The 12722-nt window shown below is 67.0% G+C and carries 9 protein-coding genes; 2 read left to right on the forward strand and 7 right to left on the reverse strand.

Annotated features, from left to right (window positions below; genetic code table 11):
* Positions 1–214 precede the first annotated feature (214 nt).
* From fabV to queA, 6 genes are all read right to left on the reverse strand, one after another.
* Positions 215–1471 carry an enoyl-ACP reductase FabV gene (gene fabV, locus ACREPD_RS05790; RefSeq protein ID WP_431598430.1) on the reverse strand — a complete coding sequence of 419 codons (1257 nt, stop codon included), beginning with the start codon at positions 1469–1471 and terminating at the stop codon, positions 215–217.
* Positions 1472–1641: 170 nt separating this feature from the next.
* Positions 1642–2622 carry a protein translocase subunit SecF gene (gene secF / locus ACREPD_RS05795; RefSeq protein WP_431598431.1) on the reverse strand — a complete coding sequence of 327 codons (981 nt, stop codon included), beginning with the start codon at positions 2620–2622 and terminating at the stop codon, positions 1642–1644.
* A gap of 16 nt (positions 2623–2638) precedes the next feature.
* Positions 2639–4504, reverse strand: a complete 1866-nt coding sequence (secD, locus tag ACREPD_RS05800) for a protein translocase subunit SecD (protein WP_431598432.1) — start codon at positions 4502–4504, stop codon at positions 2639–2641.
* A 61-nt stretch (positions 4505–4565) separates the two neighbouring features.
* Complete coding sequence (yajC, locus tag ACREPD_RS05805) at positions 4566–4910, reverse strand: preprotein translocase subunit YajC (RefSeq protein WP_431598433.1); 345 nt, start codon at positions 4908–4910, stop codon at positions 4566–4568.
* 152 nt (positions 4911–5062) lie between these two features.
* The gene (gene tgt, locus ACREPD_RS05810; protein ID WP_431598434.1) at positions 5063–6193 is read right to left on the reverse strand and encodes a tRNA guanosine(34) transglycosylase Tgt; all 1131 of its coding nucleotides are present in this window, start codon (positions 6191–6193) and stop codon (positions 5063–5065) included.
* Positions 6194–6231: 38 nt separating this feature from the next.
* A complete protein-coding gene (gene queA / locus ACREPD_RS05815) occupies positions 6232–7299 on the reverse strand; it encodes a tRNA preQ1(34) S-adenosylmethionine ribosyltransferase-isomerase QueA (protein WP_431598435.1) in 1068 nt (355 codons plus the stop codon).
* A gap of 212 nt (positions 7300–7511) precedes the next feature.
* On the opposite strand from queA, the gene ACREPD_RS05820 reads away from it, so the two are divergent.
* On the forward strand, positions 7512–9008 hold the full coding sequence (locus ACREPD_RS05820) for an aminotransferase class III-fold pyridoxal phosphate-dependent enzyme (RefSeq protein WP_431598436.1): 1497 nt from the start codon (positions 7512–7514) through the stop codon (positions 9006–9008).
* A gap of 155 nt (positions 9009–9163) precedes the next feature.
* The gene (locus ACREPD_RS05825) at positions 9164–9757 is read left to right on the forward strand and encodes a TIGR00730 family Rossman fold protein (protein WP_431598437.1); all 594 of its coding nucleotides are present in this window, start codon (positions 9164–9166) and stop codon (positions 9755–9757) included.
* A 26-nt stretch (positions 9758–9783) separates the two neighbouring features.
* Here ACREPD_RS05825 and ACREPD_RS05830 read toward each other — a convergent pair whose 3' ends face one another.
* Entirely contained in the window at positions 9784–12660 is a 2877-nt protein-coding gene (locus tag ACREPD_RS05830) for a bifunctional diguanylate cyclase/phosphodiesterase (protein ID WP_431598438.1), read from the reverse strand.
* Between the last annotated feature and the right edge of the window lie 62 nt (positions 12661–12722).

The following is a 12722-nucleotide window of genomic DNA, read 5'->3' on the forward strand; positions in this document are numbered from 1 at the left end:
GTAGAAAACATCCATGTTTTCTACAGTCCCGCAAACCCACCCCCGCCGACCCTTTGACGGTTGGCTGGTGGCCATGGAAAACAACGCGTAGAGACACGCCATGCGTGTCTGCTCTTTTTGTACGCACGCGATAGCCCAAAAAAAATGCCGCCCATCGGGCGGCATTTTTCATGGATTGCCGGTAGATGCCGACCGTGGGTCGGCATGCCGTCAATCAGGTCATATCCACCAGGTTCGGAATCGCCACATCGGTCGCCACATCCGCGTCGTAATCCACGCCGTCCACGCCGAAGCCGAACAGGCGCAGGAAGTCGGCCTTGTAGCCGGCCAGGTCGCTGATCTCGTACAGGTTCTCGTTGGTCACCTGCGGCCACAGGGCAACGACTTCGCCCTGCACTTCCGGTCCCATTTCCTTGTAGTCGGCGCGCAGGCGACCTTCTTCGTCGACCAGTTCGACGGTGCGGCCATCGGCCAGCAGCTGGTGGCGCAGGCGCTCGACGGCGGTGCCGGTGTCCTTGCCGCCGTAGAGGATGTCGTACAGGGTGTCGAGCTGTTCGATGCAGCCCTCGTGCGTGCCCTTTTCCTTCATCACCTTGAACAGCAGCGAGAGGTACAGCGGCATGGTCGGAATGGCCGAGCTGGCCTGGGTGACGACGGCCTTGAGCACGGACACGCGGGCGTCGCCGCCGATCGGGGCCAGCTTGGCGCGGATGCCCTTGACCTTGTCGTCCAGGTCCTTCTTGGCGGCACCGATCGAGCCGTTCCAGTAGATGGCCTGGGTGATCTCTTCGCCCACGTAGGTGAAGGCGGTGGTGGTGGCGCCGTCGGCCAGCACGCCTGCGGCGAGCAGCGCGTCGATCCACATCTGCCAGTCTTCGCCGCCCATGACGGCGACGGTGCCGGCGATCTCTTCCGGGGTGGCCGGCTGGATCGTGGTTTCGGTGATCACTTCCTTGTCGGTATCCAGCCCGCGCAGGGTGATCGGCGCGCCGATCGGCTTGAGCGTGGAGGTGATGACTTCACCGGTCTTGGGATGCTTGCGGCGCGGCGCGGCGAGGCTGTAGACGACCTGGTCGACCTGGCCCAGGTCCTGCTTGATGAGCTCGATGACCTTGGCCTTGACCTCATCGGAGAAGGCATCGCCATTCACGCTTCGCGCGTACAGGCCGGCCTGTTCGGCGTACTTCTGGAACGCGGCGGAGTTGTACCAGCCGGCGGTGCCGGGCTTGGTCTCGGTGCCCGGGCGTTCGAAGAAGACGCCCAGGGTGGCGGCGCCGCTACCGAACGCGGCGGTGATGCGCGCGGCCAGGCCATAGCCGGTGGAGGCGCCCAGCACCAGCACCCGCTTCGGACCGTTGGGGATCTTCGGCTGGGCCTGGATGTAATCGATCTGCTGCTTGACGGCGGCGTCGCAACCGACCGGATGGGTAGTGACGCAGATGAAGCCGCGCACACGCGGTTTGATGACCATGAAGACCTCGGAGGGAACGGTGGGCCTCGGGAACGGCCGCACGCAACCCGGGAATCGTAGTGCGCGCGGCTGAACAGCACAACCGACGCCCCGGTACGGTGGAAACGAAAACGCCGCGCAGGGCGCGGCGTTTTCGTTGGCGTGGCGCCGGGCTCTGCCCGGCACGCACATCAAGGCCGGCGCGCGAGCGCCTCGACGTCCTTCGCCTTCGGCAGCAGGTCCTGCTTGCTGACGCGCAGGAAGCCGATGGTCAGCATGGGCACGGCCACCAGGATGGAGGACAGCACGACCACCACCGCACCCACCATGTGGGTCTCAGCCAGGCCTTCCATCGACGCACCGCCGTACATGTACAGCGCCAGGGCCGACAGGAAGAACATCACCGCAGTGATCACCGTACGCGACAGCGTCTGGTTGATCGAACGGTTCAGCACTTCCAGCGGCTCCACGCGCAGGCTGCGGAAGTTTTCGCGGACGCGGTCGAACACCACAATGATGTCGTTGATGGCAAAGCCCATCACCGACAACAGGCCGGCCAGCACGTTCAGGTCGAACTCGCGACCCAGCAACGACACGTAGGCCAGGGTCACCAGCAGGTCGAACAGGGCCACGATGCTGGCGGTGACCGCGAACTTCCATTCGAACCGGAAGCCGATGTAGATCAGGAAGCCGGCCAACATGAAGATGGTGGCGTACAGGCCATTCATCGCCAGGTCCTTGCCGATCTGCGGACCCACGAACTCGTTGCGCAGGATGGTGGCCGGGTTCTCGGTGGTGGTGATCGCCTTGAGCACGGCGGCGCCGGTGGCCTTGTCCTCGGCACTGGCGGCGCCGGTACCGGGGGCATGTTCACCGTGCGGGGCCAGGCGGATCAGGACGTCGGTGTTGCCACCGAAGCTCTGTACCTGGGTGCCCTCGAAGCCGGTGGACTCCAGGCGGGAGCGGACCTGCTCGACGTCCACCGGACGCTCGAAGCGGGCTTCGATCAGGGTGCCACCGGTGAAGTCGAGCGCGAAGGTGAAGCCCTTGAAGGCGACAATACCGACGGACGCCAGGAAAACCGCGATGGTGACGGCCATAGCAACATGGCGCCAACGCATGAAGTCGATCTTGGTGTCGTTCGGGAGGATATGCAGCGGAAACAGTTTCATTGTGCGTGTCGTCCCGTCAGATGGCCACGTTCTGGAGCTTCTTGCGGCGGCCGTAGATCAGCGTCGCCAACGCGCGCGATACGGTGATCGCCGTGAACATCGAGGCGAAGATACCGATGATCATCGTCAGGGCGAAGCCCTTCAGCGGACCCGTGCCGAAGGCAAACAGGGCCACGCCGACGATCAGGCCGGTCAGGTTGGCGTCGAGGATGGTGCCGCTGGCACGCTCGTAGCCGGTGACGATGGCCGTCTTGCCCGGCACGCCCGCCCGCAGCTCTTCACGGATGCGCTCGTTGATCAGCACGTTGGCGTCGACCGACAGACCCACCGACAGCGCCAGACCGGCGAAGCCCGGCAGGGTCATGGTGGCGCCGAACAGCGACATCACGGCCACCACGATCAACAGGTTGAACAGCATCGCCGCCGAGGTGATCAGGCCGAACATGCGGTAGTACACGGTGAAGAAGATCAGCGTGAACATGAAGGCGTAGATGACCGCGGTGATGCCGCGCTCGACGTTCTCGGCACCCAGGCTGGGGCCGACCACGCGCTCTTCGACGAAGTCCATGGGCGCTGCCAGCGAACCGGACTTGAGCAGCTTGGCCAGGTCTTCGGCTTCCTTCTTTGCCAGACCGGTGGTCTGGAACTGCTTGCCGAACACGCCGTTGATGTTGGCCACCGAGATCACTTCCTCGTTGACGCGGAAGCTGCGCACTTCCTTGCCATCCACCTCGGTCACCACCGGCACGCGCTCGGTGTAGACCACCGCCATCGGCTTGCCGACATTGGCGCTGGTGAAGTCGAACATGCGCTGGCCGCCGACGCTGTTCAGCGTGACGCTGACCGACGGGGTGCCCGTGGTGGCGTCGGTGACAGCCTGCGCGGCCACCATCTGGTCACCGGTGACGATCACGCGCTTGTTCAGGATGATCGGACCGCGCCCTTCACGCTGCTGGAAGACCTTGCCCTCCGGCGGAATGCGGCCGGTAGCGATCTTGTCCGCGACACTCTGCGGGTTGCTGTCGACCACCGCGCGGTATTCCAGCGTCGCGGTCGCGCCGATCATGCGCTTGGCTTCGGCGGTGTCCTGCACGCCCGGCAGCTGCACGACCACGCGGTCGGCACCCTGGCGCTGGATGATCGGTTCGGCCACGCCCAGCTGGTTGACGCGGTTGCGCAGCGTGTTGATGTTCTGCTCGATCGCGCCGTTGGTGATCTGGCTCAGCTCGGCGTCCGGCACGGTCATGGTGATGCGCTTGCCCGCAACGTCGTAGCCCATGGTCGGCTGCGCCTTGGCCAGCGCCAGGCGGGCACGCTCCACGGCGGCATCGTCGGTGGACGGGCTCAGCGTGGCGACAATCGCGTTGTCCGCGCGGCGTTCAACCGACTGGAACGGCACGCGCGACTCGCGCAGCGTACCGCGCACGTCTTCGGCGTAGGCATCCATGCGCTTGTCGACCGCGGCCTTCTGGTCCACCTGCAGCACGAAGTGCACGCCGCCCTGCAGATCGAGGCCGAGCACCATCGGGCGCCCGCCCAGTCGGGCCAGCCAGTCCGGCACGGTCGAGGCCAGGTTCAGCGCCACGGTGTAGTTTTCGCCCACGCTGTCGCGCAGCTTCTCGCTGGCGGCCGCCTGGGTCGGCAGGTCCGCCAGGCGCACGATCAGGCTGTCGCCCTCCACCTCGGCACCGATGGTGCTGATGCCGGCCTGCTTCAGGTCGGCCAGCACGCGGTCGCGCAGGGCGTCGTCGACCTGGCCGCCACGGTTGGCGGTGATCTGGACGGCGGGGTCCTTCTGATAGATGTTGGGCAGAGCGTACAGCGCGCTGAGCGCCAGTACGATCAGGATGACGACGTATTTCCAGCGTGGAAATTCAAGCATTGCCAGGTTCCTGCGCGGCGCCAGTCCCGGCGCCGCGGTTGTGCTTCGGAAAGGGAGTGGCTTAGTTGGCCGACTTCAGGGTGCCGGTCGGCAGCACGTTGCCCACGGCGCCCTTCTGCACGCGGATGTTGACGTTGTCGGACACTTCGATGGTGATGAAGTTGTCGCCGATGGCCTTGACCACGCCGGCAATGCCGCCATTGGTCAGCACTTCGTCGCCGATCTTGATCTTCTCCAGCATCGCCTTGTGTTCCTTCTGGCGCTTCATCTGGGGGCGGATCATCAGGAAGTACATGATCGCGATCAGGATGATCGGGAACAGCAGCGTGGTCAGGCCGAAGCCCTGCGGCTGGCCGCCAGCGGCCTGGGCGTGTGCGGCGGGGATCAGGAAAGCGAGCAGGTTCATGGTGTGTCCTTGGGTTGGGAGGCGCCCTGCCCCTTGTGGGGCCGGGTGTCGCCGCGAAACAGTGGTCAGCCGCGAAGTATGCCACGGCCCCGGCACTTCGTCCTTGGGCCGTTTGGCAGGGTCCGCGCGCCGGATCGGGGCCGGTGGGCCGGTTACAGCGGCGGCGTGGCCATGCCCCGGGCCGCATAGAAGGACTCGCGGAAGGCCTCGAAGGTTCCCGCCGTGATCGCCGCGCGCATGTCGGCCATCAGCTTCTCGTAGTAATACAGGTTGTGGATGGTGGCCAGCATGGGCGCCAGCATTTCATTGCAGCGGTCCAGGTGGCGCAGGTACGAGCGGGTATAGCCGCTGGTGCAGGCATGGCAGCCGCAGCCCGGCTCGATGGTGTCCATGTCACGCTCGTAGCGGGCATTGCGGATGCGCACGGTGCCGAACGAGGTGAAATAGTGGCCGTTGCGGGCGTTGCGGGTCGGCATCACGCAGTCGAACATGTCCACGCCACGGGCCACGCCTTCCACCAGGTCTTCCGGCCGCCCCACCCCCATCAGGTAGCGCGGGCGGTCGGCCGGCAGGATCGGATGCATGTGCTCGAGCATGGCGTTGCGCTCGTGCTCGGGCTCGCCCACGGCCAGGCCGCCGATCGCATAGCCATCGAAGCCGATCTGCTGCAGGCCCTCGGCCGAGCGGCTGCGCAGGTCGTGGTGGACCCCGCCCTGCACGATGCCGAACAGCGCCGCGTCGTTGCCCAGTTCGTCGTGCGCATTGCGGCTGCGCTGCGCCCAGCGCAGGCTCAGCTCCATCGAGGTGCGCGCCACCGGCTCGGTGGCCGGGTACGGGGTGCACTCGTCGAAGATCATTACGATGTCCGAATCGAGCACCTTCTGGATCTTCATGCTCTCCTCCGGGCCGAGGAACACCTTGGCGCCATCGGTCGGCGAGGCGAAGGTGACGCCCTGCTCGGTGATCTTGCGGCGGTGGGCCAGCGAGAACACCTGGAAGCCGCCCGAATCGGTGAGGATCGGGCCGTTCCAGCGCGCGAAGCCGTGCAGGCCGCCGTGGTCGGCGATCACGTCCAGGCCCGGGCGCAGATACAGGTGGAAGGTGTTGCCCAGGATGATCTCGGCGCCCAGCGCGCGGATCTGCTCCGGCAGGATGCCCTTGACCGACCCATAGGTGCCCACCGGCATGAAGGCCGGGGTTTCCACCGTCCCGCGCGGGAAGGTCAGGCGGCCACGGCGGGCACGCCCGTCGGTGGTCTGGAGCTGGAACTGGAGTCGGGACATGGAGCGGTCACAGGGACAAATAGTCGCCGATTATCGGCTCAATCCCCCTGTGGAAACAACAACATGGCGTCGCCATAGCTGAAGAAGCGGTACTTCTCCTCGATCGCGGCGCGGTACGCCTCGAACACCCGTGCCTGCCCGGCGAAGGCTGAAATCATCATCAGCAGCGTGCTTTCGGGCAGGTGGAAGTTGGTGATCATCGCGTCCACGCTGCGGATCCGGTAGCCCGGGGTGATGAAGATCTGGGTCTCGCCCGAGTACGGCAGCAGCTCGCCCTCGCGCATGGCGCTTTCCAGCGCGCGCACCACGGTGGTGCCCACGCCGATTACCCGGCCGCCCGCCGCACGGGTGCGGCGCACCTGCTGGACCAGCTCGGCGCCCACGTTGAGCCATTCGCGGTGCATCACGTGGTCCTTCAGGTCGTCGGCCCGGACCGGCTGGAAGGTCCCCGCGCCCACATGCAGGGTCACGTGACCGAACCCCACGCCCTGGGCGGCCAGAGCCCCCAGCAGGGTTTCGTCGAAATGCAGGCCGGCGGTCGGCGCCGCCACGGCGCCTACTTCCCGGGCGAACACGGTCTGGTAGCGCTCGCGGTCGTCCAGCCCCGGCTCGCGCTGGATGTACGGTGGCAGCGGCAGGCGCCCGGCGTGCAGCAGCCACTGCTCCAGCGGCTCGGGCACGTGGAACTGCAGCACGTAGAACTCGCCATCGCGGCCCAGCACCTCGGCCTCGCCGCCGGCATCGAGCGCGATCCGGCTGCCCGGCTTCGGCGATTTGCTGGCGCCCACCTGGGCGCGGGCCTGCTGCGCGCCGAGCAGGCGTTCGATCAGGATCTCCACGCGGCCGCCACTGGCCTTCTGGCCGAACAGACGCGCCGGAATCACCCGGGTATCGTTGAACACCAGCAGGTCGCCGGCCCGCAGCAGTGCCGGCAGGTCGTGCACCTGGCGGTGCTCGAACGCGGCCGGGGCCTGCTGCACCACCATCAGGCGGCTCGCGGAGCGCTCGGCGAGCGGCGCCTGCGCGATCAGTTCAGCGGGAAGGTCGTAATGGAAGTCGGACTTCTTCAAGGGAGCGCACGGCAACGTGTAGACAATGTCGGGCATTGTACGACTGGCCCCCGGTAGCAGCGCAGGAAGCCCTGAACGTCGCGCAAAATGCTGCTTTGCAACAGTTTTTTGCGGGGTTATCGCGCGAAAAACCGCGTGATAGCATCGAACCGGAAGTCTGATGCACGAGTCGCATTGCCCCAGGCGCGCGCCCCCGGTCGCGCGTTTTGCTTTTGCGCCGTGCCGCCAATCGTTTCAGGAGATCTGCAATGAGCTTCATCGAACGCCTCGCCCCCCTTCGCGCCCAGCCCGGCACCCGCCTCACTGCCGGCCTGGATGACGCCACCCTCGAACGCCTGGCCGCCGGCCACCCGCAGCTGGTGGCTGCGGTGGACGCCGCCGCCGCCGAATTCGAGCGCGTCCGCGCCGACCTGGCCGCTGTCCTGCCGCTGGACGAGCGCGCCCAGATCGACGCGATGCAGGACGGTTTCGTCAATTTCTATGCCGACGACGCGGTGACCCCGTACGTCGCCCTGGCCGCCCGTGGCGCCTGGGTGGTCACCCTCAAGGGTGCGGTGCTGTACGACGCCGGCGGCTACGGCATGCTCGGCTTCGGGCACACCCCGGAGCCGGTGCTGGAGGCGATGTCCGCCCCGCAGGTGATGGCCAACGTGATGACCCCCAGCCTGTCCCAGCAGCGCTTCATCCAGGCGCTGCGACGTGAGATCGGGCAGAGCCGTGGTGGCTGCCCGTACAGCCACTTCATGTGCCTGAATTCCGGCTCGGAAGCGGTCGGCCTGGCCGCGCGCATCGCCGACGTGAACGCCAAGCTGCAGACAGACCCCGGCGCCCGCCACGCCGGCGCCAGGATCAAGCGCGTGGTGGTCAAGGGCAGCTTCCATGGGCGTACCGACCGCCCCGGGCTGTATTCCGATTCCAGCCGCAAGACCTACATGCAGCACCTGGCCAGCTACCGTGGCGAGGACAGCGTCATCGCCATCGCGCCGTACGACGAGGACGCGCTGAAGCGCGTGTTCGCCGAGGCAGAGCAGCAGCACTGGTTCATCGAGGCCGTGTTCCTGGAGCCGGTGATGGGCGAAGGCGACCCGGGCCGCTCGGTGCCGCCCTCGTTCTATGCCCTGGCCCGCACGCTCACCCGCCAGCACGGCAGCCTGCTGCTGCTGGACTCGATCCAGGCCGGCCTGCGTGCGCACGGTGTGCTGTCGATCGTGGACTACCCGGGCTTCGAAGGCCTGGACGTGCCGGACATGGAGACCTATTCCAAGGCCCTGAACGCCGCACAGTTCCCGCTGTCGGTGCTGGCCGTTACCGACCATGCCGCGCAGCTGTACCGCAAGGGCATCTACGGCAACACCATGACCTCCAACCCCCGCGCGCTCGACGTGGCCTGCGCGACGCTGTCGCTGCTCACCCCCGAGGTGCGCGCCAACATCCGTGCACGTGGCGAGGAAGCGGTGCGCAAGCTGGAACAGCTCAAGACCGAGCTGGGCGGCCTGATCACCAAGGTGCAGGGCACCGGCCTGCTGTTCTCCTGCGAGCTGGCCCCGCAGTTCAAGTGCTACGGCACCCATTCCACCGAGGAATGGCTGCGCAACCATGGCATCAACGTCATCCATGGCGGCGAGAATTCGCTGCGGTTCACCCCGCATTTCGGCATGGACAGCGAAGAGCTGGACCTGCTGGTAGGCCTGGTCGGCCGCGCCCTCAAAGAAGGCCCGCGCCGGGAGCAGACGCAGGCGGCCTGAACGCAGCCGGGCCCAGCCCGGCGCGACCGCGTTGTGCCGCCATGCGATAATGGCGGCCTGTATTGCGGAAACCACCCCGTCATGAAACCGGTTCATCGGTGTTCGGCGGGGCTTTTTCGTTTCCGCTGCAGCACCTTAGAACACAGGAAGATCCAATGAAGTCGATTTGCGTTTACTGCGGCTCCAACGCCGGCAGCAAGCCCATTTACACCGAACGCGCCATCGCGCTCGGCGACCGCATCGCCCGCGACGGCCTGCGCCTGGTCTACGGCGGCGGCAACGTCGGCCTGATGGGCACCGTGGCCAACGCCGTGCTGGAAGGCGGCGGCCAGGTCACCGGCGTCATTCCGCAGCAGCTGGCGGACTGGGAAGTGGCCCACCGCGGCCTGACCGAGCTGGAAATCGTCGGCTCGATGCACGAGCGCAAGTCGCGCATGTTCGATCTTTCCGATGCGTTCGTCGCCCTGCCCGGCGGCTTCGGCACCATGGAAGAGATCTTCGAGATGCTGACCTGGCGCCAGCTCGGCCTTGGCAACAAGCCGTGCGCCTTCCTGGACGTGGACGGTTTCTACGCGCCCCTCATCGGCATGATCGACCGCATGGTCGAAGAGCGCTTCCTGCATCCGGAGCAGCGCGCCGACCTGTGGTACGGCTCGGACATCGACGCCATGCTGGAGTGGATGCGCGCCTATGAGCCCGCGCAGGCGTCGAAATGGATCGACGAGAAGCGGCGCACCGCGTTGCGGTGAGTAGAGCGGGGCTCTGCCCCGCTGCATCACCCGGTGACGAACGTGTCCATCGGCGCAGGGCGACCCAACAGGTAGCCTTGCCCGTAGTCGCAGCCCAGCTGCAGCAGCGTCTGCTGCTGGGCCATGTTCTCGATGCCCTCGCCCACCGTTTCGATGCCCAGCGTGCGCGCCAGCGACAGCACGCCCTGCACCAGCGCGTAGGTGCTCTGGATGTCCTGGCCATGCAGCCCGGCAATGAAGCTCTGGTCGATCTTCAGCGTCGAAATCGGGAAGCGGTGCAGGTAGGACAGCGCCGAGAACCCCGTACCGAAATCATCCAGCTGGACCAGCACGCCGCGCTCGCGCAGCGTCTGCAGGATGCGCAGGGTGCGCGGGCCGTCATCGAGCAGCGCCACCTCGGTGATCTCCAGCCGCAGCCGGCGCGGGTCGGCGCCGGCCGCTTCGATCAGCCCGAACAGGCGTGAACTGAAATCCGCCGAACGGAAGTGCCGCGGCGACACATTCACCGACAGGTAGCCCTCGCCGCCGCGGGCCAGCTGGCCGATCACCTCTTCGTACAACAGCCAGTCCACCTGCTCGATCAGGCCGCTCTCCTCGCCCAGGTCCAGGAACGCGCTGGGCAGCAGCAGCCCGCGGCGTTCATGCCGCCACCGCAGCAGCGCCTCGTAGCCCACCACTTCGCCATCGGTGAGGCGCACGATCGGCTGGTAATACGGAAGGAAATCGCGGTTGTTGATCGCCCGGCGAAGGTCCGCTTCCAGGTCCAGGCTGCGCAGGGCTTCCTCGCGCATGGCTTCGTCGAACACCGCGCAGCGGTCCTTGCCCTGTGCCTTGGCGCGGTACATCGCCGCGTCGGCGTCGCGCACCATCTCCTCGCCATTGCGGTAGCGCGGGCTCCACATGGCAATGCCCAGGCTGCCGGACGGGAACAGCTCGCGGCCCTGCACCCACATCGATTCTTCCAGGGCCACCAGCATGCGTTGCGAGAACTCGCGCGCCGAAGACAGCCCCTGCTCGCATTCGAGCAGGATCGCGAACTCATCGCCGCCGAGCCGCGCCACCACGTCATCGCCAGCCACCATCGACACAATGCGCTTGGCCACTTCGACCAGCATCTGGTCGCCGGCGGCGTGGCCGATGCTGTCGTTGACCAGCTTGAAGCGGTCCAGGTCCAGGAACAGCACGGCAAAGCGCAGCCCGTCACGCGAACGCGCCCGGGCGATGGCATCTTCCAGCCGGTCCAGCAGGTGCGCGCGGTTGGGCAGCCCGGTCAGCGCGTCATGCAGCGCCTGGTGGGTCAGCCGCTGCTCGGCACGCAGGCGTTCGCCGATCTGGCCCAGCAGCTTGCCGTTGACCTCGGCCAGCTCGCGGGTGCGTTCCTCCACGCGCTTCTCCAGCTCGGCATGCGCGTTGCGCAGCCCTTCCTGGTCGCGCTGGCGGGCCAGGCCGTTGCCGATGTTCTGCGCCACGAAGGTCAGCAGCCGCTGGTCGTGCGCGGTGAAGCTGATCTCGGGTGAGTAGCTCTGCACCACGATCACGCCCACCACGTCGTCGTCGCTGAGCAGCGGCACGCCCAGCCAGCAATGCGAGCGCGCGCCGAACTCGTTCACGCTGCCGGATGCACGCAACGCGTCGATATGCGCGCGCGAGGCCAGCAGCGGCTGCCGGTTGCGCACGATGTATTCGGTCAGTCCCTTGCTGAACGGCCGCGAGGCGCGCGCCGGGTTGTACTCGTCCACGGAATAGACGAACTCCAGCCCCTCGCCGCTCTCGTCCACCAGTGCGATGTAGAAATTGCGAGCGTCCAGCAGGGTGCCTACCACCCCGTGCACCTGCACGTAGAACTGGGCCAGGCTCTCGGCGCTCATCGCCATTTCGGCGATGTTGAACAGCGCCAGCTGCAGCTTCTCCGCACGGCGCCGCTCGACGACCTCGTCCTGCAGGCTGTGGTTGGCACGCTGCAGCTCCAGCGTGCGCCGCTCCACCTGGCGCTCCAACTGCACCTGCGCCTGGCGCCGGTCCATCGCGGTCAGGATGTGCTGGGCCACATACCCCAGCAGGGTGCGGTCGGCCTCGTTGTAGCGCACCCGCTGTTCATAGCTCTGCACCACGATCGCCCCGCAGACGCGGCCCTCGCGCAGCATCGGCACGCCCAGCCAGTCCAGGCTCTCCGGCCCCCGGCGGGGGTCGTACTCGTCGGTCATCGCCGCCAGCAGCTCATTGGAGGGCCCGCTGAGCGGCTGGCCATGGCGGAGCAGCGCGAAGGTGAGGCTGCGCGGCATTTCATGTTCTTCGTAGCTGCGGTCCGGATCGGCGACGAAGCTGTCGCGCTGGTCGGCGAAGTACAGGAAGCGGATCCGCCGGCGCACATCGTCGTACTCGACGATGTAGCAGTTCTGGGCGTACATCAGCGAATTCAGCACCCGATGGAAATGCCGCAGCATCTCGGTCATTTCCAGGTCGGCACCGGCCAGGTCCGCGATCTCGTACAGCGCCTGCTGCAGGCGCTTGGACGTGTCCAGCGATGTGATCTGCTCGCGTTGCCGGGCCAGGGTCAAGGCATCCTGCAGCCAGGGGCGGGCGACGGCCCACCACGCCTCATCCGGCGGCGTGCCGTCGGGCAGCACCGCACGGATGGCCAGTTCGCCGCCCTCGTGCTGCCAGCGGCGCAGGGGGCCATCCACCGATGCGGGGCTGCCCAGCAGCACGTCCAGGGTGACGGCGTGCGCCGACGGTGCAACCGGCTCCTGCAGCCAGCCCTCGCCCACGCCCGCTTCGGACCAGCCCAGCGCCACCTGCGCGCCACTGGGCAGCAACGCGCACAGCGTCCGCACAAGCGCGGTGGAAACCACCGCGCCACGGTCAGGATGCCCCGCGGACGTCTCTACCTGGCTGGACAGCATGTTGATCTCTTCTGGCGACGGAAGCCCGGCACCTCCCCTGTCCCCCGAGCATAACGCGCCAC

Source organism: Stenotrophomonas sp. (genome assembly GCF_050737075.1).
In the GTDB taxonomy this organism is placed as follows: domain Bacteria; phylum Pseudomonadota; class Gammaproteobacteria; order Xanthomonadales; family Xanthomonadaceae; genus Stenotrophomonas.